Annotated in this window: 20 protein-coding genes and 1 tRNA gene; 15 read left to right on the top strand and 6 right to left on the bottom strand. The window is 59.9% G+C overall.

Annotated elements, in window-relative coordinates; all coding sequences use genetic code 11:
* Positions 1–17: 17 nt before the first annotated feature.
* Positions 18–1,202 (top strand): NupC/NupG family nucleoside CNT transporter, encoded by a 1,185-nt coding sequence (locus A6764_RS16000; protein ID WP_029097375.1) that lies wholly within the window; start codon positions 18–20, stop codon positions 1,200–1,202.
* 380 nt (positions 1,203–1,582) lie between these two features.
* Here A6764_RS16000 and A6764_RS15995 read toward each other — a convergent pair whose 3' ends face one another.
* Complete coding sequence (locus tag A6764_RS15995) at positions 1,583–2,371, bottom strand: metallophosphoesterase family protein (RefSeq protein ID WP_065068169.1); 789 nt, start codon at positions 2,369–2,371, stop codon at positions 1,583–1,585.
* Positions 2,372–2,457: 86 nt separating this feature from the next.
* Between A6764_RS15995 and A6764_RS15990 the strand changes: the two genes are divergently transcribed.
* Positions 2,458–3,186, top strand: coding sequence for an NAD-dependent deacylase (locus A6764_RS15990; RefSeq protein ID WP_065068170.1), 729 nt, complete (start codon positions 2,458–2,460; stop codon positions 3,184–3,186).
* Positions 3,187–3,314: 128 nt separating this feature from the next.
* Positions 3,315–3,389: transfer RNA gene (locus tag A6764_RS15985), tRNA-Thr, on the top strand.
* An 82-nt stretch (positions 3,390–3,471) separates the two neighbouring features.
* Here the strand turns inward: A6764_RS15985 and A6764_RS15980 are convergent.
* Positions 3,472–4,284: an alpha/beta fold hydrolase gene (locus A6764_RS15980; protein WP_029097372.1), complete on the bottom strand. Its 813-nt coding sequence runs from the start codon at positions 4,282–4,284 to the stop codon at positions 3,472–3,474.
* Positions 4,285–4,628: 344 nt separating this feature from the next.
* On the opposite strand from A6764_RS15980, the gene A6764_RS15975 reads away from it, so the two are divergent.
* The 4 genes from A6764_RS15975 (at position 4,629) to A6764_RS15960 (ending at position 9,695) form a co-directional block, all read left to right on the top strand.
* A complete protein-coding gene (locus A6764_RS15975; RefSeq protein WP_319800788.1) occupies positions 4,629–5,381 on the top strand; it encodes an arginase family protein in 753 nt (250 codons plus the stop codon).
* A gap of 279 nt (positions 5,382–5,660) precedes the next feature.
* Entirely contained in the window at positions 5,661–6,143 is a 483-nt protein-coding gene (locus tag A6764_RS15970; protein ID WP_065068172.1) for a Rok-like winged helix domain-containing protein, read from the top strand.
* Between the two features lie 306 nt (positions 6,144–6,449).
* Positions 6,450–8,387: an ABC-F family ATP-binding cassette domain-containing protein gene (locus A6764_RS15965; protein WP_029097369.1), complete on the top strand. Its 1,938-nt coding sequence runs from the start codon at positions 6,450–6,452 to the stop codon at positions 8,385–8,387.
* A 237-nt stretch (positions 8,388–8,624) separates the two neighbouring features.
* Positions 8,625–9,695, top strand: a complete 1,071-nt coding sequence (locus A6764_RS15960; protein WP_065068173.1) for a branched-chain amino acid aminotransferase — start codon at positions 8,625–8,627, stop codon at positions 9,693–9,695.
* 158 nt (positions 9,696–9,853) lie between these two features.
* Here the strand turns inward: A6764_RS15960 and A6764_RS15955 are convergent, their stop codons facing one another.
* The 3 genes from A6764_RS15955 to A6764_RS15945 form a co-directional block, all read right to left on the bottom strand.
* On the bottom strand, positions 9,854–10,840 hold the full coding sequence (locus A6764_RS15955) for a P1 family peptidase (RefSeq protein WP_264622278.1): 987 nt from the start codon (positions 10,838–10,840) through the stop codon (positions 9,854–9,856).
* Positions 10,841–11,144: 304 nt separating this feature from the next.
* Positions 11,145–11,369: a hypothetical protein gene (locus tag A6764_RS15950; protein ID WP_029097366.1), complete on the bottom strand. Its 225-nt coding sequence runs from the start codon at positions 11,367–11,369 to the stop codon at positions 11,145–11,147.
* Positions 11,370–11,504: 135 nt separating this feature from the next.
* Positions 11,505–12,206 (bottom strand): pirin family protein, encoded by a 702-nt coding sequence (locus tag A6764_RS15945; protein WP_065068175.1) that lies wholly within the window; start codon positions 12,204–12,206, stop codon positions 11,505–11,507.
* Positions 12,207–12,374: 168 nt separating this feature from the next.
* Here A6764_RS15945 and A6764_RS15940 point away from each other — a divergent pair, with 168 nt between their 5' ends.
* From A6764_RS15940 to A6764_RS15920, 5 genes are all read left to right on the top strand, one after another.
* On the top strand, positions 12,375–13,136 hold the full coding sequence (locus A6764_RS15940; protein ID WP_029097364.1) for a DUF4931 domain-containing protein: 762 nt from the start codon (positions 12,375–12,377) through the stop codon (positions 13,134–13,136).
* Positions 13,137–13,199: 63 nt separating this feature from the next.
* Positions 13,200–13,334, top strand: coding sequence for an N-acetyltransferase (locus tag A6764_RS15935; protein WP_413541958.1), 135 nt, complete (start codon positions 13,200–13,202; stop codon positions 13,332–13,334).
* A 302-nt stretch (positions 13,335–13,636) separates the two neighbouring features.
* Complete coding sequence (locus A6764_RS15930) at positions 13,637–14,782, top strand: virulence factor (protein WP_029097362.1); 1,146 nt, start codon at positions 13,637–13,639, stop codon at positions 14,780–14,782.
* A 24-nt stretch (positions 14,783–14,806) separates the two neighbouring features.
* Positions 14,807–15,187, top strand: coding sequence for a hypothetical protein (locus A6764_RS15925; protein WP_141669800.1), 381 nt, complete (start codon positions 14,807–14,809; stop codon positions 15,185–15,187).
* Positions 15,188–15,516: 329 nt separating this feature from the next.
* A complete protein-coding gene (locus A6764_RS15920; protein WP_035300137.1) occupies positions 15,517–16,809 on the top strand; it encodes a phytoene desaturase family protein in 1,293 nt (430 codons plus the stop codon).
* A gap of 175 nt (positions 16,810–16,984) precedes the next feature.
* On the opposite strand, the gene A6764_RS15915 is transcribed toward A6764_RS15920, so the two are convergent.
* Positions 16,985–17,806, bottom strand: coding sequence for a serine hydrolase (locus A6764_RS15915; protein ID WP_264622277.1), 822 nt, complete (start codon positions 17,804–17,806; stop codon positions 16,985–16,987).
* A gap of 103 nt (positions 17,807–17,909) precedes the next feature.
* Between A6764_RS15915 and A6764_RS15910 the strand changes: the two genes are divergently transcribed.
* The 3 genes from A6764_RS15910 to A6764_RS15900 all read left to right on the top strand — a co-directional run bounded on the left by A6764_RS15910 (position 17,910) and on the right by A6764_RS15900 (position 21,602).
* On the top strand, positions 17,910–19,544 hold the full coding sequence (locus A6764_RS15910) for a peptide ABC transporter substrate-binding protein (protein ID WP_029097358.1): 1,635 nt from the start codon (positions 17,910–17,912) through the stop codon (positions 19,542–19,544).
* Positions 19,545–19,560: 16 nt separating this feature from the next.
* A complete protein-coding gene (locus A6764_RS15905) occupies positions 19,561–20,295 on the top strand; it encodes a gamma-glutamyl-gamma-aminobutyrate hydrolase family protein (RefSeq protein WP_029097357.1) in 735 nt (244 codons plus the stop codon).
* A gap of 212 nt (positions 20,296–20,507) precedes the next feature.
* Positions 20,508–21,602 carry a DNA polymerase IV gene (locus tag A6764_RS15900; protein ID WP_044897606.1) on the top strand — a complete coding sequence of 365 codons (1,095 nt, stop codon included), beginning with the start codon at positions 20,508–20,510 and terminating at the stop codon, positions 21,600–21,602.
* Positions 21,603–21,684 lie beyond the last annotated feature (82 nt).

Genomic DNA, 21,684 nt, shown 5'->3' with positions numbered 1-21,684 from the left:
TAAGGTTGGAGGTTTACATGTCGATTGCTTTTTTTGTCAGTGGTCTCGTTCTCGTCTTTCTCTTGGGCACGCTTGCCAGCTACAACCGCAGGGGCATCCGGCTTAGGCCGATCGCCATCATGCTGGCGGTGCAGCTTGTGCTGGCGTTTGTGCTGTTGAATACAGAGGTGGGAGTGGCGCTGATCGGCGCCGTGTCCCGCGCGTTTGGCAAGCTGATGGAGCTGGGGGTCACCGGGGTCGATTTCGTCTTTGGCGGACTGGAAAACCAGGGGGTCTCCAACTTCTTTCTCGATGTGCTTCTGCCGATCATCTTTATTTCCGTGCTGATCGGCATGCTCAACTACTTCCGCCTGCTGCCCGTCATCATCCGCGGCGTCGGACTGGCCCTGAGCGCGGTAAACGGGATGGGCAAGCTGGAAAACTACATCGCCGTTTCGTCGGCCATCCTCGGTCAATCGGAAGTGTTTCTGACGACGAAAAAACAGTTGGGCGCGGTCTCCAAACAGCGGCTGTACACGCTCTGCACCTCGGCCATGAGCGCCGTCAGCATCGCCATCGTCGGAGCGTACATGACCATGCTGGAGCCCAGGTACGTGGTGACGGCGATCGTGCTGAACATGTTTTCCGCCCTGATCGTCGCCAATCTGATCAATCCCTATACGGTCAGCAGGGAAGAGGACCTGCTGGAGGTGGAGGAGATTGGCCGGAAGCTGACCTTTTTCCAGATGATCAGCGAGAGCATTCTGGACGGACTGAAGGTGGCGATCCTCGTCGCCGCGATGCTGATCGGGTTTATCTCGCTGATGAATCTGATCGACTATCTGTTTTCGTACGTGTTCGGGCTGTCGTTTCAGTCCGTGCTCGGCTACCTGTTCGCCCCCGTCGCCTTTTTGATGGGCATTCCCTGGGCGGAGGCAGTGCAGGCCGGCGGGATCATGGCGACAAAGCTCGTGACCAACGAATTCGTGGCGATGCTGTCGTTCAAGGAACAGGCGGCGCAGTTCTCTCCCAAAACCGCGGGCATCGTCTCCGTCTTTCTCGTCAGCTTCGCCAATTTTGGATCGATCGGCATCATCACCGGCGCAGTCAAGGCGCTGCACGAAAAGCGGGGCGACGAGGTGGCCTCGTTTGGCTTGAAGCTGCTGTACGGCTCCACGCTGGCGTCCATCCTGTCGGCGACGGTGGTCGGTCTGTTTTTGTAGAAAAAAAAGCGCCTGCCTACAGTTGCCGGAGGCGGGCGCGGATGGCTCCTCACAGTTGTTTCCCTGTGTGGTGGACGAGCCGGATGAGGATGAGGGTGAGCAAGGGTTGTAAAGCGTGGCGATTACGGTTTGTCAGGCTGATGTGATCCGTTCACACCGCCTTCGCTCTCTGTTGAAAAGAAAGCCCGGCCGAACATGCGCAGCATGGCGGACGAGGCTCTATGCTTGTCGCAGAAAGTCCGCTGCCGCGGGCGAATCGTCATTTCACAACTGCAGCATACCATAGACACGCACGGAAAGCCGCCGACTTTGTTTCGGCGGCTTTCTCTGCTGCAGGAAGCAGGGACCGCTCTGTCCGTGCCACCGCCGCTGATCCTGCGCTACCGAAGATGAATGCGCGGCGTGGGATATATCTCTCGCACCGGTACGTACACGTAGCGAAGCGACGGCCACTCCACCAGCAAAAGACCGCCCTGCCAGGAGGCCGCGCCGCCGTCGATGCCGATCAGGCTGCCGCGCTGCCATACCCCGCTCCCGGTATAGCCGGGGAGGATGGAGACAGGCGTGTGGCCAAACACGACCACCGTCTCTCCCCTGTAGGACTCGTAAAACGGCTGGCGGATCCAGAGGAGGTCTTCGGGCCGCTGCTGGGCGAGCGGGACTCCGGGACGGATGCCGGCGTGGACGAAGAGGGCGGCCGGGGTTCCGGATGCCGGATCGGCAGGCATTTCCGCGTACAGCGGCAGGGAGGCGAGCGACGGCAGCAGGTAGGGATAGCGGGAGAGAATGTAGCTGCGTGCCTTTTCCTGAACGGCCGGAGCAGGAAGGCCGCCCATGAAGGCGCGCCGCAGGGACTGGTGGCCGAGATAGGAGCGGACGGTGGCGTCACCGCCGTTGAACCGCAGGTAGAGGTTGGCGTCTCCCTTCCCCTCCAGCCAATCCTGCAGCATCTGCTCGTGGTTGCCCTTCAAGAGAACGATCCGGTCCGGATAGGTTTGTCTCAGTTTCAGCAGGTACCGGAGCGCTTCCCTCGACTGCGGTCCGCGGTCCACCACGTCCCCCAGGACGTACAGGCGGTCGCCGCGCTGCGGAGAAAAGGCGGCGCGATTCAACGCTGCCCGCAGCACCCGATAGTGACCGTGAATATCCGACACCAAATATATGGCCATGCCGACGCCCCCTCGTATACAAACGCAACTCTCTTCCTATACAATATGTGTAGGGGACGTTTGCGTGAAAACGGGAGGGATCGCGGATGAACAAGCTGGCGGAATGGCTGCGGGAGGCCAGACATGCAGTCGTGTTTACGGGAGCGGGCATGTCGACGGAAAGCGGGCTGCCCGACTTTCGTTCCGCGCTGACGGGAATCTGGCGGGGAAAGGACCCGACCCAACTGGCCAGCACCCACGCGCTGCGGCACAATCGGGAGGGGTTTGCCGCCTTTTACCGGATGCGCATCGAAGGGCTCCTGGCCTGCCGTCCGCACGCGGGGCACGCCATTCTGGCCGAATGGGAACGGCGCGGGCGGATTCGCGGAATCATCACCCAAAACGTGGACGGCTTCCATCAGCAGGCGGGCAGCCGGAACGTGGTCGAACTGCACGGCACCCTGGGCACGCTGCGCTGTCTGGCGTGCGAGCGGACGTACCCGGCGGCGCGTTACCTGCAGCCGGACGGGACGGTTTGCGATTGCGGCGGTTTTCTTCGTCCGGCGGTCGTGCTGTTCGGAGAGGCGCTGCCGGAAGCGGCGCTGGCGAAGGCTTCGGAGTGGACGGAACAGGCCGACCTGTTTCTCGTGCTGGGATCGTCGCTCGTGGTCAGCCCCGCCAACTGGTTTCCGCAGCAGGCAAAAGCGGCCGGGGCCAGGCTGGTGATCGTCAACAGAGAGCCGACACCTTTGGACGATCTGGCCGACCTGGTGATCGACGACGCATCGATCGGCACCGTGTTGAAAATGGTGGAAGAGAAGCTGTCGGGACACTGACAGAAAAAAATGGAGGATTTTTTTCATTTTCCTCTTGATTTTTTGTAGAATGTTTACTAGAATAAAACATGTGAGCGCGATCGACAAATAAACCGGTCGGTCGAGCGTGAATCACAAAAGAAAACAATGCTGGTGTAGCACAGTGGTAGTGCAGCTGATTCGTAATCAGCAGGTCGGGGGTTCGAGTCCCTTCACCAGCACCATACACAGGCAGGGGAGGATTCCCCTGCTTTTTTCCTGTCTGCCGAAAGGTCAACCGTCCCGAGAGAACGTCCCGCTCCCCGCTTATTCCTCGATAAATCGCGCCAATTCCTTGTTGAACTTGTCACGCTCTTCCCAAACCAATCCGTGGCCGCTGTTTTCAAACGGCACAAGCCTGGCGTGTCGGATCCCCTCTTTTTGGGCGACAGCCAATGGAAACGGGCAGACCTTGTCATGAATCCCGTGAAGAATCAACGTGGGAACGCGTATCTTGCCGAGATCGGCAAACAGGCTTTCGTCCCTGAGGGAGGCGGCAACCGCCGCGGTGGACCAACCTGCTGCCTGCAGCCCCAACTGGAAGAACCAATCCGAAAAGGGCCCCGTCACATGCTGGAAGAAAAACATGTCGCCAAATCCCCGAAGCATGTTCGGCCGGTCACGATACGTGTCCTGTATGAGTTTCGTCACATCTTCCCTGGGTAATCCATAGGGAAAATCGGGCCGTCTCGTGAAGCTGGGAGCAGCGGCGGCGAACAAAGCCAGTTTGGCTGCCCCGTATCCGTTGTGGCGAGCCATGTAGCGAATGGCGATCGCTCCCCCCACGGAGTGACCCCCGAGGGTAAACTGCTGCAATTGCAGTGCGTCCACCACGCCTCGGACGTCGTCTGCCAGCCGATCGTAGCTGTAGCCTCTCCACGGCTTGTCGGAAAGGCCGAATCCCCTGAGGTCCATCCCGATGCAGCGATACCCGCTTTGGGGAAGGTGATCAAACTGATATTCAAACAGCTTATGGTTTGCGGGCCAACCGTGTATGAACAAGATGGCCTTCCTGCCCGCCGGGTTGACATCTTCCACATAGATCTTCACGTCCGGCTCTACTCTCACGTAGTATCCCACGCCGAATCCTCCCTGTCGAAAAAGTCTTTTTCGAAAACAAGGTACGCACCCGGTCCGGCATGGGTGAATGACCCATTCGCATGCAGATGAAAAAAAGAGATTCTTTCCTGTCTTTCCATCAACCACCTAAGGACATCTGTATCAATCGTGCATATAATGAACGTATTCACGTACTACTCCTCCGATCACTTTCATGGTGGTCGGAGCTTTTTTTTTACATGCACCCCCCGCTTTTACCTCCCCGGCGTCCGTGTTGTATAATAAAACCATCAACAAAGTTCATATCCGACACCTCATGAAAGGAACACCTGAGCACGATCTCGTTTTCGCAAGGAAAGGATTTGATGATCATGGGACTCCTTCATCATGACGTGACGTTGCTGAACTTTGACAACGCATATCCCTGGCAGCACAAGCTGTCCGACGCTGCCGACGAATGGATCGACCTGGCGGACATTGCGGAAGCCAACCTGTTTTGCGCAGAGAGGGCGCTGACAGAAATCGGCCGCAGGCTGTCCGCCCGGACTGGTCGCGGCATCACGTTTATCGGAAACGGAAATTATCACTATGTCACCTATCTTCTGCTCAGCGAAATCAACCGGCCGTTCAGCCTCGTCCTGTTCGACAACCACACCGATGCGAAGCTCTCGGACGGCATGTCCGGGCTGTTGTCGTGCGGATCGTGGGTGGCCGAGGCGGCAGCCCGCCTTCCGCATCTGCAGCACGTGCTGATCGTCGGCGTTTCTGCGGAGCGAAATCTCTGTCTGCCGGATGCGCAGGGAAAAATCGTCCTGCGGCCAAACGCAGGCGAACCGCAGGAGCTGCTTTCCCTGATCCCGACCGAAGACGTGTACATCAGTATCGACAAGGACGTGCTGAATCGCGCCTTCGCCGTAACCAACTGGGATCATGGAAACATGCATCTGCGGGAACTGCTCGCGGCACTGCAGGCGCTCGTCCGGCATAAAAACGTCCTCGGCATCGACGTCTGCGGCGAACTGCCGGTGCCGCCAGCCGACCTCTGGCGTCACGCCGATCAGCTCCGGCTCAACGAACAGGCCAACCTGGCCATCCTGCAATCAGTAATGTGCGCGTAGTCCGTTAGGCCGAGAAACGGCGGGCGGGGGGCAGCCGGAGTTCCGCTCCGCAGCCCCGGACGATTCCGCGCAGCCGCTTTTCCTCCGCACCTTTCCGCATGTGTCTGCGTCCCGATTCCCATAGGGCTTTTGTCTTGCCGGGCCCTGCGCAGACACGCGTTCAACCGCCTGGAATCCTACTCGCTTTTCAATCCGCGCCGCTCTTTCAGGACTGCAGGTACTCCTCGCCATCCAGGAAATGGTTTATGATGGTTACAAACGAAAACAGAGGAGGAGAATATGTCTGCAGCGTTTCATGAACGGAAGGCGTTACAGATGACCCTGCAGTCATTGCTGGAACTGCGGGTATCCTTGAGACGCGAGTACGTTGATCGTGACAAAGAATTGGGGCACGAGATCAAGCAGCTTTTGCACCGAATCCGTGAGCTGGACGAGCAGTATGGCGTTCCTGTCGATACCGCAGGGCGGGAAGAGGACCCTGTGAGCTGGCAGGCGCTTCCAAAAGATGTGTTGGACAAGCAGGTGGGGAAGCCCAGAAAGGCGTATCAGCACCACGATTATCCGGGCATCGCCAGGGAGGTTGAAGCGATTCTGGAGGAAGCGGCGGCGCCGCTGACGCTGGCAGAGCTGTACGACGAACTGCAACAGAAGAAGGGCGTCGATTGGCCAAGTCCATACATAATTATTCAAAAGGCATTGAAGCATACTGATCGCGTTCAGGTTTCGAAGGAAGGCAGAAAACTGCTGTTTTCCCTGCAGTAATCCCCGGAACGCTCAGGGACGGCGGTCTGTTCCGCGGTAAATGGCCTTCGCTTGGCGCAACCGTCTGCGCGGGATCGGCCGCCCCCTTTGACGAAAGAAGCCGTGTTTTGCTACGATGAAACGGCGAGGATTTCCCCTTTCGTGACATGTTGTAGAGCCAATGAGCTGTCAGCAATCGATCGCAGTACGGATCCTGTCACAAGCCCCATCGGGAAAAAACGGGTGCCAGGGGAGAAGTCCCCTGGTTTTTTGCTATCTTCATGAAAACGGGTTGAACCATATTTCCAACAAGTTTGGGTGACGACAATGCACATCTTATCGGTCGAACATCTCTCCAAGAGCTACGGGGAGAAAGTCCTGTTTGACGACATCTCCTTTCATATCGCCGAACAGCAGCGGATCGGGCTGATCGGCGTCAACGGTACGGGCAAATCCACGCTGTTGAAAATCCTGGCCGGACAGGAGACGGCAGACAGCGGCAGCATCGTTCACGCCAACCGCTTTCGCGTGGAGTATTTGCCGCAGCATCCGGTTTTCGCGGAAAACTCCACCGTTCTGGAACAGGTGTTTTACGGCGACTCGCCGCTCATCCAACTGCTGCGCGAGTACGAGCAGGCCGTGGCTGACCTGCAGACCGACCCGCATGACGAGAGGAAACAGGCGCGGATGTTTTCGCTGCAGAGCAGGATGGACGCGGCCGATGCCTGGGAGGCCAATACCCAGGCCAAAACGATCTTGACGCAGTTGGGCATCCACGATTTTTCCCAACAGGTGCACGAGCTGTCCGGCGGGCAGCGCAAACGGGTGGCACTGGCCCGCGCCCTGATTCAACCGGCAGACCTGCTCATCCTGGATGAGCCGACCAACCACCTGGACAACGAAACGGTGGAGTGGCTGGAAGAGTACCTCTCCCGCTACAAAGGGGCGCTCTTGTTCGTCACGCACGACCGCTATTTTCTCGACCGCGTCACCACCCGCATTTTCGAGCTGGACCGCGGCAAGCTGTACAGCTATGAGGGCAGCTACGCCGTCTTTTTGGAAAAGAAGGCGGAACGGGAAGAGCGCGAAGCGGCCGCGGAAAGCAAACGGCAGAACCTGCTGAGGCGGGAGCTGGCCTGGCTGCGCCGGGGCGCAAAAGCGCGGACGACCAAACAGAAGGCCCGCGTCCAACGGGTGGAGGAACTGCGCGACCGAAAAGTGGACGGACCGGCGGAAACGATCGAGATGTCGCTGCGGGCCAGCCGATTGGGCAAAACCGTCATGGAGATCCAGCACATCAGCAAAGGGTACGGGGATCGCAAGCTGATTGACGATTTCAGCTACATCGTCCTGCCCGGGGACCGCGTCGGCATCATCGGCCCCAACGGCAGCGGCAAATCGACCCTGCTGAACATGCTCGCGGGCCGAATCCAGCCGGACACGGGAACCATCGAGGTGGGGCAGACGGTCAAACTTGCCTACTACACGCAGGAGAGCGTGGAGATGGAAGAAAGCCTGCGGGTGATCGAATACGTCAAGGAAGCGGCCGAAGTGATTCACACCAGCGACGGCCAGACGATCACCGCGTCCCAGATGCTGGAGCGATTTTTGTTTCCGCCTCACCTGCAGTGGACGCCCATCTCCCGGCTGTCGGGCGGGGAAAAACGGCGTCTCTACCTGCTGCGCACGCTGATGGGCGAACCCAACGTCCTTTTCCTGGACGAGCCGACGAACGATCTGGACATTCAGACGCTGAGCATCCTGGAAGACTATTTGGAACACTTCCCCGGCACGGTGATTACGGTGTCCCACGACCGTTACTTCCTGGATCGGACTGTTGACCACCTGTTTGCCTTTGAAGGGGACGGGAAGATTCGCCACTTCATGGGCAATTACTCGGAGTACCTGGACACAAGACGCCAGGAACAGGAAGCGGAAGCCCTGTCCAAGCGGCACGCGGACAAGGCGCAGTCCGTACCGGCGTCCGACTCCCGCGACCGAAGCGGAGCGGCTAGGGGAACCAACCGTCCTCGCAGGCTTTCCTACAAGGAGCAGAAAGAGTGGGAGGAGATCGAGTCCCGGATCGCGGCGCTGGAGGAGCGGAGCGCGGCGTTGAAACAAGCGATTGCCGAGGCGGGCAGCGATTACGCCAAGGTGGAAAAGCTGTTTGCGGAAGAACAGCAGGTGTCAGCGGAGCTGGAGGCAGCGATTGATCGCTGGGCGGAGCTGTCCGCGCTGATCGAGGAGATTGAGCGCAGCAAGTAGTCTGCCGCTCAGGCGCAGGTTTCGTTCTTTTTGCAGGAGACCTCCCGGCTTCTTTGGCTCAAGGGAGGTCTCCTTTTTTGCGAAAACGACAGTACGGCTGCGATTCGCGTATCGAACGCAGCCGCATCTGCATGACCGCCATATTAATGTTCTGAATAGTTTTTCATTTTTAGGGCGGTTGTGCTATAGTTACGAGTAATAACGATTCGTATCGAAGAAAAGGGAGATGCATGGAAGATGTCGTACCCGATCACCGTCACGCAAACCGACCGCAAAAAAGAGAAGCCCGACAGCGGCAGTCTGGGGTTTGGCCGGTATTTTACCGACCATATGTTTGTCATGGACTACTCCGCGGAAAAAGGATGGCACGATCCGAGAATCGTTCCGTACGCGCCGCTCGCGCTCGACCCGGCGGCCATGGTGCTTCACTACGGGCAGGCCGTATTCGAAGGCTTGAAAGCGTATCGAACCAGGGACAATCGAATCCTGCTGTTCCGGCCCGAAAAAAACGCGCAGCGGATGAACCTTTCCGGTGCCAGACTCAGCATGCCGCCCATTGACGAAGAGGTGTTCCTGGAGGCTTTGCGAACCCTGATCAGCCTGGAAAAAGACTGGGTGCCGCAGGAACGGGGAACGTCGCTCTACATACGTCCGCTCATGTTCGCCACAGAGCCCTGTTTGGGGGTCCGGGCATCCGAGTCGTACAAACTGGTGATCGTCCTTTCCCCCGTCGGCGCCTACTATGCAGGGGGGATGAAGCCGGTCAAGATCCATGTGGAGAGCCGCTACGTCCGCGCCGTCAGGGGAGGGACCGGCTTTGCCAAGGTATCCGGCAATTACGCGGCCAGCCTGAAGGCACAGGAAGAAGCGAATGCAAAAGGGTATGAACAGGTGCTGTGGCTGGATGCCATCGAGAACAAATACATTGAGGAAGTAGGCAGCATGAACGTGTTTTTCAAAATCAAAGGGGAAGTGTGGACGCCTGCCCTGAACGGGAGCATCCTGGGTGGAATTACGAGGGACTCCGTCATCCACCTTCTGCGCGATTGGGGCATTCCCGTTCGCGAAGAGAAGCTGTCGATGGAGGAGCTGTACGACGCGTACACCAAGGGCGAACTGGAGGAAGCGTTCGGCACGGGGACGGCGGCGGTCGTTTCCCCGATCGGAGAGCTGCGCTGGAATGATCACAGCCTGGTCATCAATCAGGAACGGATCGGAGAACTGACCGCGAAGCTCTATGACACCTTGACCGGCATCCAGTACGGAGAGATTGCCGACCCGTACGGCTGGACGGTGGAAGTCGAGTGAGTACGGGAACCCGCTCGTGAACGGAAACCTGCAGGAACGGCGGAAGCCCCCTGTTCGGGACCCGTAAAGAAGCCCTCCGGCGGCGGTTCGTCCAGCCGGAGGGCGTTGGCCGTACGGCCCGACAGGGTTGCCAAGCAGCAGCGCGGGCTGCACCGGCGTCAGGCCTGGGGGCGCAGATCGCGATAGGCCGGGATTCCCCCGGCGGTCTCGGCGGCGAGGATCGCGTTGACGACCGCTTCGGCGAGCACTTCCGCCGACAGCGTGCCCACCAGATCGACGGAGGCGTCCACTCCGCCGGTGGCGGCCGCGAAGATGGTGTCGCCGTCGTGCATCGTGTGGATGGGGAAAATCGTCCGGGCCAGGCCGTCGTGAGCCATCTGCGCCACCTTGTTGGCCTGGGCCTTTGTGAAATTGGCGTTGCTCGCCACGACGGCAATCGTCGTGTTCGTTCCGGGCCGGACGGGTGAAGAGCCCTGTTCGATCATCAGGGAGAGGATGTCGCGAATCTGTCCGTGCTCGTCCCGCACTCCGGCCAATACCCTGCCGGTCGCCGGATCACGCACTTCGCCGACGGCGTTGACGGCGACGATCGCCCCTACGACCAATCCGTTCGGCAGGCGGCGGGAGGCGGAGCCGAGGCCGCCTTTCATCGCGTGGCGCATGCCGGCCAGCTTCCCGACCGTCGCGCCGGTTCCCGCCCCGACGTTGCCCTGCTTCACCGGATGGGTGCTCGCCTGCCGGGCCGCTCTGTACCCCATCTGCTGATCGGGCCGCACCTTGGCGCTGCCGACGGACAGGTCAAACAGCACGGCGGCGGGCACGATGGGAACGACGCCCACGCCGACGTCAAACCCGATGCCCCGCTCTTCCAGCCAGCGCATCACGCCGCTTGCCGCATCCAATCCGTACGCGCTGCCCCCCGACAGGCAGATGGCGTGCACCTGTTCGACGAGGTGGGTCGGGTGGAGCAGATCGGTTTCTCGCGTGCCGGGGGCAGAGCCGCGCACATCGACGCCGCAGACGGCCCCGTTTTCCATGACCAACACCGTACAGCCCGTCAGCGCCGCCTCGTCCTGCGCCTGTCCCACCTTGACGCCCGGTACGTCCACGATGCTTCCGTATTCCTCGTTCCGTTTCTGCGTCACGTTCTCACCGTCTTTCCACTTGGTTTTCGCTGACCGAACCGGCGGCTCTCCGGCGTCAGCAGGTAACCGGGAACCGCGCCGCCCATTCCGGCTGGGCCGTCCTGTGCGGGAATGCGCGGCGGGACACGTTTTGTCCGTTCTGTTCGCATTTGTCTTCCCAGACCTATCATTCCCGCTTGTTTCCGTTGGCTTGTAAGGATGTCTCCGCCATACTGCCTGAAAATTCCGTCTGATGTGATTCCATCATATACGATTGCCATCTCCCGATCAATGGCTTGGCGGGGGCGCAAGACGGGCGCAGGATTTACGGAAAATCGGGATACCGCAGCCCGTCCCGGACAAACTGCGTTCGTACCCAGGCGTAGAGGCGGAGCGGGATGGAAGGAAAGACGATGGCCAGTTCGCCGTCTTCCAGCACAGGCAGGTCCACGGGTGACTGGATCCGGTAGGGGATCCCCTTGGCATTCAGCAGCGTCTTGTACCGCTGGGCGTCGCGCCAGCTTACCGGGTAGTAAAACGATTTTTCCATCTGACATCCACACACCTTTCCGGGGATTGCTGGTAACCATACTATGCCGAAGCCGTGAGATAAAAAAAGGCCGCCGTCCGAGGAGCGGAGGCGGCGGTGTGAGAAAAGGCGGTTGACGGATCGAAGCGGCCGTGCTTACGGCAGGTCGATCAGCATGAAGAACGCGCCCGACGGACTGGTCAGCGACAGCTTCGGCGTGTCGGTGATGCGGGCTGCGTCCCGCTTGGCCAATGCTGTCTCGCCGTTGACGGCCAGATCGCCTTCGATCACAAACAGGTAGATGCGGCGGCCGGCTTCCTGTTCAAACGTGAGGGCGGCCCCCGGCTCGAGACGGGACAGGTACAGCGTCAGGTCCTGATGGATGCGGGCAATCTGCTCCCCGCCCTCCCGGGAGACCACCGGCAGCAGCCGATTGACCATCTGGTCCGGATCGTACGCCGTTTGCTCGTAGGAGGGAGCCAAGCCGTATTTGGCCGGTTCAAACCAGAGCTGCAAAAAGTTCACTTCTTGCGTCGCCGACGGGTTCATTTCCGAGTGAATGATGCCCGTGCCGGCGCTCATCCGCTGCACGTCGCCGGGCCGGATCACCTCCTGGCGTCCCGTGCTGTCCTTGTGCTCCAGCTCGCCTTTCAGGACGATGGAGACGATTTCCATTTCGCGGTGCGGATGTGGGCCAAATCCGGTCAGCGGCTGCACGACGTCATCGTTGAACACGCGCAGCGGGCCGAATCCCAGGTTGGCCGGGTCGTAGTATTCGGCAAAGGAGAAGCTGAAGCTGCTCTTTAGCCATCCGTGGTCGGTCGTATAGCGGGACTGCGCCTTGTAGACGGATATCATCAACATACCTCCTGTCGCGGAATGCGGTCTCGTCTCGGATGCCGCGAAAGATTGAGCGTTCCCCCCGGTCGGTTGGGGGAGAATGGCTACCAAACATACTACCCCTTACACTTACAATTGTAAAGTTGGTGTAGTTACGTTCGCAGCTTGTGGAGGGAGGAAATGCGGATGCCGCACACGCACTTGCAATTTGACATACACATCGGCCGGCAAAAGCCGGAGAACGTCACCAACCGGGAAGCGGCCTGTCCGTTCTGCAGCCCGGACGAACTGGAGGGCGTGCTGGAGCGGCGCGGGCCGATGATCTGGCTGCGCAACAAATACCCCGTGCTGAAGGACGCCTTCCAGACCGTGCTGATCGAGACCGACGACTGCGACGCCGAACTGTCCGTCTATCCCCGGGAGCATCTGCATGCCCTGTTTTCGTTTGGGGTGGAAAAATGGCGGGAGATGGAACGGAGCGGCTCGTTTCGCTCCGTCCTGTTTTTCAAAAATCACGGCCCGTACTCGGGAGGAAGCATGCGCCATCCGCACATGCAGATTGTCGGGTTGGAGACCTACGATTACCTGCAGCATGTAAAACCGAGCGATTTTGAAGGCATCGTCATCGATCGGGAGGCGGGGGTGGAGTGCAATCTGTCCACGCTGCCAAGGGCCGGTTTCTTCGAGTGCAACGTGGTCCTCTCCGACATGGACCGTCTGCCGCGCATGGCCGATTACGTGCAGATTCTGGCGCACTGGATCCTGAACCGCTTCAATCGCCGCTGCCAGAGCTACAACCTGTTTTTCTACCGCTGGGAAGAGCGCATCGTCGTCAAGGTGGTGCCCCGTTTTGTCACCTCGCCGCTCTATGTCGGCTATGCCATCCCCCAGGTGCCCAACAATCTGGAAGAGGTGGTGCGTGAGATTCAGCGCATCTATTTTTTGTGAGAGTGCGTCTTTATCATGAGGGCGTCCCTGGCGCAAAAGAGACGCAGCAAAGGAGGAGACGGAGTGGCACCCACTACGATAAAAGCCAAGGCGGCGCTGGAAGTGGCCTGCGAGAACGCCCGGGCCCTCATCCTGTACGAATCGTGCGGCTTTGCGGTCAAGTCGGCCAACGACTACTATCAGCTTCCGATCACCTAGAGAATGGGCTGCATACGACGGGCAATGAATGATGGAGAACATCCGGACGGATCGTTCTCCTTTTGTTTGGGCCGCCAAGCGAATGGAATGACGCAAAGTTGCGTACGATACGGGAAGATTTCTGCGTAGATGCGAGGGGACAGGGGAAAAGGCCGCCCGGGCTGTCGGCAGTCCCGCAGAGGGCGCGTGGAGCGGCACGCCGCGGCAGGCCGAGTGCAGTTGCGCGGGCCGCTGACATGGAAAGCCCGGGACAGACGTGCTACGATAAAAGGGAGTGATTGTGGCTGGAGGAGTGATTCCCTATGAAACTGTTGTCCATCGAGCCGACGCCCAGTCCCAACGTGATGAAGCTGAACGTGGACGAGCGTTTGCCGGACGGTGTGCAGCGCGTCTATACAAAAGAAACGACGGCGTCCCTCCCGGACCTGATCCGCAAACTGCTGGCGATCGAGGGTGTGACGTCCATTTTCCACACGGCCGATTTTTTCGCCTTGGAGCGAAAGTCGAACGCCGACTGGCAGCGGATTCTGACGCAGGCCAGGGAAGCGTTTGGCTCAGGCGGAGAGGCCGCGCTGCCGGCCCTGACGGAAGAGGCGAGCGAAGCCGGCTGGGGGGAAGCGCAGGTGTACATTCAGATGTTCCGCGGCATTCCCATGCAGGTGAAGGTGACGATGGGGACGGAGCAGATTCGCGCCGCGTTGCCGGAGCGGTTCGGCAAGGCAGCCGTCCAGGCGGGGTCCGCTTCGCCCAACCTGATCATGGAGCGCAAGTGGGTGGAACACGGCGTCCGCTACGGCGATCTGCGCGAGATCGGCGAGGTGGTGGCGCAGGAGATCGACGCCGCGTATCCGCAGGAGCGGGTGGACGAGCTGGTGAAGCTGGCGATGCAGCAGGAGCCGGGCGAGGCGCCGCCGCAGCCGGAACAGCGGGAGAAGAAAGTCGTCACCCTGGAGATGCTGGACGATCCCGACTGGCAAAAGCGGTATGCCGCCCTGGATCGGCTGGAGCCGACCGAAGCGGATTTGCCGGTGCTGGTGAAGGCGCTGCGCGATCCCAAAGCCTCCATCCGCCGGCTGGCGGTGGTCTATCTGGGCATGGTCGGCGGGGACGCGGTGCTGCCCTATCTGTTTGAAGCGCTGCGGGACGAATCCGTCTCCGTCCGGCGCACAGCGGGGGACACCCTGTCCGACCTGGGGGACCCGCGTGCCATCGGACCGATGGCGGAAGCGCTGAAAGACCCCAACAAGCTGGTTCGCTGGCGGGCGGCCCGCTTCCTCTACGAAGTGGGCGACGAGTCCGCGCTGGAGGCGCTGCGTGCGGCCCAGGACGAACCGGAATTCGAGGTGCGCCTGCAAATCAAAATGGCGCTGGAGCGGATCGAAAGCGGAGAAGCGGCCAGCGGCACCGTCTGGCAGCAGATGACGCGGCGAAACGAGCAGGGCTCCTAATCGGCAGCCCTTCGACGAAGCAGGGTGCGGACACGCAGGAGAAGCTGCTGCTTTTTCCGCTTCCGGCACATGTTCGGTCAGACGGGCAGCCGCGACGGGCAGATCCCAGGCAGTGACCTGCTCGACAGTCCCGTCCGCGAGGCGCAGGTACTCGTGCAGGTAGAGGCGGCAAAAGCGGCGGCGGACGATCTGCAGCAGGGATCGCAGCGGACGGGGCAGCTCCCCGGGCAGCGAACCCGTGCGCAGCATCAGCACCGTGCGGGCCACGTCGGCCAGCGGGTCGCTTCTGATCTGATGCTCCAGCACCGCTTTTTGCGGGGGAGACCGGTTCCGCCGTGTGTGCGCGGCCTGGTGCAGGACGGCAAGCTGCCTGGCGTACCGCCACGGAGAGCAGAATGTAGGTGAACAGGGAGATGCCGGTGACGTAATCGTAGACAATCGCCGGCCGTCCCTGCCACTCTTCCCTGGCGCGGGCGGCCCCGGCCCCGATGTTCACGTGCGTTCTTCCTGTTCAAACGAATCTCTTCAATTATATCACCCGTATATCACCCGTATATCACCCGGCGGCGGAAGAAATGGCGGGTTTTGTAAAAAACTAGTGAGAAAAGGAAATAATTGGTATATCGAGTATAACAATAGACACAGTTCATTGATAGTTGACTTCCACCTTGTCTATCCCTTATTCTATGGAGGATTAGGAATCAACTTCGAGAGTGCGTAAGGGAGATTGTTGTATGACCACCAATCACTATGACGTCGTCATTGTCGGCGGCGGACTGGCCGGTTTGTCCGCTGCTGCCTATCTTTCGTCCAAGGGCAAGAAAGTGGCGCTCTTGGAACGGGGTTCCTTGGGCGGACGAGCTGTCACGCTGAAGCTCAAGGGCTTCAATTTCAACTTCGGCGCCCACGCCATTTACGGCCGCGACACGTCCATTTTGAAAACGTTTGAAAAAGAGTTGGGCCTCCACATCGACTGGCAGGACTTCAACCCCAACAAAGCCAAATACGACCTGGGAGACGACCTGACCGCCGTTCCGGCCAACGTGCAGGGGCTTTTCCGCACCAAGCTGTTGAAAGGGCTGGACAAGGTCCTCTTTACCTTTGAAATCCTGAAAACGATGCTGAAGATGGAGACGGGCCATCCGCACCTGTCGATCCAAAAGTGGATGGAGAAGAAAAACGTCAGCGAGGACGTGCGGGAAATGATGCTGACGCTGGCGTCTTCCAACTTCTTTACCCGGGAGCCGGAAAAAATCCCGTCCGACGTGTTCTTTACCTACTATCGCCGCCTGTTTACGACCAACAAACCGGTGGCCTACATCGGCGGCGGCTGGCAGGCGCTGATCAACGAGTTTGTCCGCGTGATCGAGGCCAACAACGGCACGATTCTCACCAAGACCAGAGTGGAGGCGTTCCGCTGGGAAAACGACCGCGTGATCGCCGCCGTCACCCCGGATGCGGAGTATACGGCCGACGAGTTCGTCTGCTGCATTCCGCCCAAGGAAATGGTCAAGGTGTTCAAGGATACCAAGCTGGAGCACGCCATCGAACAGTACGCGTCGTACGAGCCGACGGTCGTGGTGGTGTACGACGTCGGCTTGAAACAGCGGATCGACGTGCCCTACACCTATGTGTACGACAAGCAGAACAACATTTTCATCACCGACATCTCGTACTACGACACCACCTGCGTGCCGGAGGGAGGCCAACTGCTGCAGGCGACAGCCTACCTGCGCCAATCGGAAGTGGGCAGCAAGGAAGCGGTCGAACAGCGCAAGCAGGAGATTGAACAGCTGTACGACAAGCACTTCCCGGGCTGGCGCGAAGAGCTGGTCGTCCCGCGCGTTTCGACGCGCGCCGTGGTGCAGGAGATCAAGTGGACGATGAACCAGAAGCCGATGCCGATCTTCCTGCCGGACTACCGCAACCTCTTCTTTGCCGGCGACTGGTGCGAAGGGCAGGGACAGCTTTCCGAGCTCTCCTTCTCCAGCGCGTACGAGGCAAGCAAGCTGATTCTCGAAAAGTAAACACGCCACGCAAAATCAGGGCGTCCTTCCCGGTTGGGGGAGGACGCCCGTTTTTGTCTGCGCGGCACCTGCCTGTGCGGTTGGGTGGCTCGAGTATCCTGAGAGCAAACACAAGTCAAAGGCACGTCCGCAAGAGAGCAATTCGTGCCGGGCTGCCGCTGACCACGGGTTTTGGTCAGGAGCGGCCTGCGTACAGGTCGTACACCATCCGTCCAATTTGTCCCATCATCTCGCCGGCAGCCTTGGCATCCACGTTCTTCGACAGGGCGCAGATGATCACGGCGTGGCCGCCCACGTACAAAATGCCGGCGTCGTGCGTGATGTTGGTCACCGTTCCGGTCTTGTTCGCCAGCTCCCACTTGGGCAGCATGCCGATGACATCGCCTTCCGGATCGGGCAGGCGGCACGGGATCCGGTCGCGGTGCTGCTGCCGCTTGAGAATGTTGATCATGTGCAGGCAGCTGTTGTACGAGATCGCTTTTCCCGTCGCCAGACAGCGGAAATGGCTGCCCATGTCGGCGGCGGTCACTTCGTTGTAGCCCTCCGGCTCCGCCGGGACAATCATCAGCTTGTTGTAAAACGAACTGTTGACCATCTCCGTACGGCTCATGGCGGCGCGGATGGCGTCCGTGCCGACCAAGTCGATCAGCATGTTGGTCGCCGTGTTGTCGCTCTGAATGATCATCAGCGTCACGGCGTCGTAGACGGTCAGTTCGGTGCCCGGCGTCAAGTGCTGCAGCACGCCGTCTCCGCCCACCTGATCCTCCCGCCGCAGCCGGAGCTTGTCTGACAGGGCCAGTCTGCCGGCGTACGCTTCGGCAAACACCGCCGTCATGATCGGCACCTTGATCAGGCTGGCGGCGTAGAAGCGCTGATGTTCGGCAAAGCCGAGCCGTTCCCCCGTCCGCACATCCTCCAGGTAAATGCCCCATTGGCCGCCGGTTTCTTCCATTAATTTTCCAATTGAAGGTCCGAGGGCAGACAGCACCGCAGCCATCTCCTTTCGCGTTTTACATTGGTATAGACAAAATTTTCATAAGATAATATTATTTAATCATGCTTGGAACAATCAAGAAAAAAAGTTACACGAGGGGGATTTTATGAAAGCACTTCAGAGACTGTCTCTTTGCGCTGTTCTTCTGTCCAGCCTCGCTTTTGCCGGCTGTGGAGGGAATGGCCCGCAAGACGCGGCCAAACCCGCGGATACGCCAGCCGCGCAGGGGCAGCAGGCAGCCGCGCAGGAACTGCGCGTCAACCTGAATACGGGTGACCCCAGCACGATTGACCCGGGACTGGCGGAAGACATTCCGTCCATGTCAGTGGCCCGCGCGGCGTTTGACGGTCTGCTGCGCCTCGACGCAAACGGCCAGCTCAAGGAAGCAGTCGCCGAGAAGTACGAAGTGTCTCCGGACGGACTGACCTACACGTTCCATCTGCGCGACAGCAAGTGGTCCAACGGCGATCCGGTCACGGCTCACGACTTTGAATACGCCTGGAAACGGGTGCTCAACCCGGAGACGGCATCGGGCTACGCATACCAGCTCTACTATCTGAAAAACGGGCAGGCGTACAATGCGGGCAAGGCCAAGGCGGAAGACGTGGGGGTAAAGGCAACGGACGACAAGACGCTGGTCGTCACGCTGGAAAACCCGGCGCCGTTCTTCCCGCAGTTGGTCGCCTCCGTCACCTACTTCCCCGTCAACAAGAAAGTGGTGGAAGCCAACAAAAACTGGGCGGGCAGCCCCGACACGTACGTGGGGAACGGTCCGTTCGTACTGAAAAAGTGGGAGCACAAGTCGGTCATCGAACTGGAGAAAAACGAGTCCTACTGGGACAAGGATGCCGTCAAGCTGTCCAAGCTGACGATCAACATGATCGAAGACGCCAACACCGAGCTGTCCATGTTCGAGAAAGGCGATCTGGATTGGGCGGGCTCGCCGCTGGGCGACTTGCCGCTTGACGCGCTGGATGCGCTGAAGGACTCGGGCAAAATGCAAACCCAGGCGACCGCCGGTACGTACTGGTACGTTTTCAATACGACCCAGCCTCCGTTCTCCAACAAGAAGATCCGCCAAGCCTTCGCGTACGCGGTTAACCGCAAGGAAATCTCCGAGAATGTCGTGCCGTACAAGAGCACGCCGGCGCTCGGCATCCTGCCGCCGACGATGGCGTTCAATCCGGACGGCTACTTCAAGGACGGCGACGTGGAGACCGCGAAAAAGCTGCTCGCGGAAGGGATGAAGGAACTGGGCATCTCCAAACTGCCGGAGATCACGCTGTCGTACAACACGACGGAAGTGAACCAGCGCATCGCGACCGTCATTCAAGACCAGTGGAGAAAGGCGTTCGGCATCGAAGTCAAACTGGTCAACAAGGAAAACAAGGTTCACCGCGAGCAGATGAAGGCAGGCAACTTCCAAATCGGCCGGGCAAGCTGGATCGGCGACTTCAACGACCCGATCAACTTCTTCGAGGTCTTCAAGGGCGGGCTGAACACGTCCAAGTGGGAAAACAAGGAATTCCTCGCCCTGCTGGACCAGTCGGCAAAAGAAGCAGACCCGGCGAAGCGCAACGAAATCCTGAAAAAGGCGGACGCCATCGTCATGGACGAAATGCCGGCGATGCCGATTTACTACTTCACCTACGCGTGGGTGAAGCAGGACACGGTAAAAGACGTCGTGGTCGACCCGCTCGGCTTCATCGACTTCAAATACGCATCCAACGAAAAGAAATAACAAGGAGTGACCGCTCGTGCGTCCGATCATTGGCGTAGCGTGTACCAAAATGTACTTTCCCAACAACAACCTCGACCAGTTCTTCTACGTGGGTTCCGGCTATGTGGACGGGGTGGCCCGCACAGGCGGGATTCCGTTCATCCTGCCGCTGATGACGGTTCCGGACGCGCCGTTCCGCGCGATGGTGGAATCGCTGGACGGCCTGATCCTCACCGGCGGAGACGATCCCGCCCCCCATCTGTACGGCGAAGAGCCGCTGCAGGGGCTGGGGGAAGTGGAGTACGAACGGGACCTGGCGGAGCTGGCGGTGATCAAACTGGCTCTGGAGCTGAAGAAGCCGATTCTCGGCATCTGCCGCGGCATGCAGATCCTGAACGTGGCGTGCGGCGGCACATTGATCCAGGACATCCCGAGCCAGGTGCCGGGTGCCTTTCAACACGCGCAAAAAGGTTCGCGCCAATACGGAGCGCACAAGGTCACGCTTCAGCCGGGGTTTGTGGCGGAAGCATTGGGCAAGACGGAAATCCTCGTCAATACGTCGCATCATCAGGCGGTGAAAGACGTGGCCCCCGGGTTCAAGGTGACAGGGGTGGCCGCTGACGGGGTGATTGAGGCGATTGAAAGCCTCGACGGGCTGCACGTGGGCGTGCAGTGGCATCCGGAGCGCATGTGGGCGCACGACGACACGATGCTGAAGCTGGCGGAAGCGTTCGTCAACAAGGCGCGTCAGGTGAAGGCGCTGGCCCGGTAAGGCGTCAGCCGCTGCAGGCATTGCGGAAGATAGAAAAACAAAAACGCAAACCGCTCTTCTCTCGGGAAGGGCGGTTTTTTCGTCAAAGCGGCGGCGGAAAAGGCGGCTCGCACAGCGTCGGCATCCGTCCGCGGCAGGCGGCTGTATCTTGCATCCGGCTGGAAAAAGGACGATAATAGCGGTATGAGAATGTATGTTTGGTGGTATCTCCCGTGAAGAAGATCCTGCACCTGGACATTGACGCGTTTTTTGCCAGTGTGGAACAGTTGGACCACCCGGAACTGCGCGGCCGGCCGGTGATCGTCGGCGGCACGGGAAACCGCGGCGTGGTGTCCACCTGCAGCTACGAAGCGCGAAAATACGGGGTGCGGTCCGCGATGCCGATGGCGCTGGCCCGCAAAAAATGTCCGCACGGCGTGTTTCTGCCGGTTCGCTACGAGCGCTACGCGGAAAAATCGGCGGAGATCCGCGAGGTGTTTGCCGCCTATACGGATCGCTATCAAACCGTGGGACTGGATGAGGCGTACCTGGACGTCTCCGGCTACGACAACGCCGTTCCCGTCGCCCGGGAGATCAAGCGGCGGATTCAGAGTGAAACCGGGTTGACCTGCAGCGTCGGCCTCTCCTACAACATGTCCCTCGCCAAGATCGCCAGCGATTTGAAAAAGCCGGACGCCTTTGTCGTCATCCGGCCGGATCAGGCGCTGGAGGTGCTGCGGCCGCTGCCCGTCGGGACGCTGCACGGAGTGGGCAAAAAATCGCAGGAGCTGCTGGCGAGAAAGGGCATTCACACCGTGGAAGACTTTTGGCGGCTTTCCCTGGACGAAGTGGTGCAGTTGTTCGGCAAGTTCGGGCAGGCGCTGTACTACCGGGCCCGGGGCGTGGACGACCGGGAGATCGTGACGGAGCGGGCTCCCAAATCGCTGAGCCGCGAGACAACGCTGCCGTTTGACCTGCACGACCGCGAGGCGGTCGCTCCCGTGGCCGCTGCTCTGCTGGCGGAGGCGGAGCAGGATGTGAGGCGGGAGGGAGTCGTCCCGCAAACCCTGACGCTGAAAATCAAATACGCCGACTTCACCCTCAGGACCAAACAGCGCAAGGCCGCCCCCGGCGCAAACTGGGCCGAACTGCTGGAAGAGCTGCTGGACGCGTTCGACTACTCCCCGGGGGTGCGCCTCGTCGGCGTCGGCTTCTCCAACTTTGCGCCGCCGGCGGAACAGCGGTACGAGCAGTTGACGCTGTTTTCATGGAAGAGCATGGAGGAAGCGGTAGAAGCGGAATCGGGAATTCACCGTCTCGGGCGGTGACGCCGCGCTGCCTCGCAGATTGTTTTCGGACGCGGATTGAAACTTTTGCAAGCCGGTGGCGGAGTGTGGTATAGTAGGTGCC

The sequence above is a fragment of the Brevibacillus sp. WF146 genome (genome assembly GCF_001673705.2).
In the GTDB taxonomy this organism is placed as follows: domain Bacteria; phylum Bacillota; class Bacilli; order Brevibacillales; family Brevibacillaceae; genus Brevibacillus; species Brevibacillus thermoruber.
Note: the sequence above shows the minus strand (reverse complement) of the source record. Positions and strands in the feature narration are given on the sequence as shown.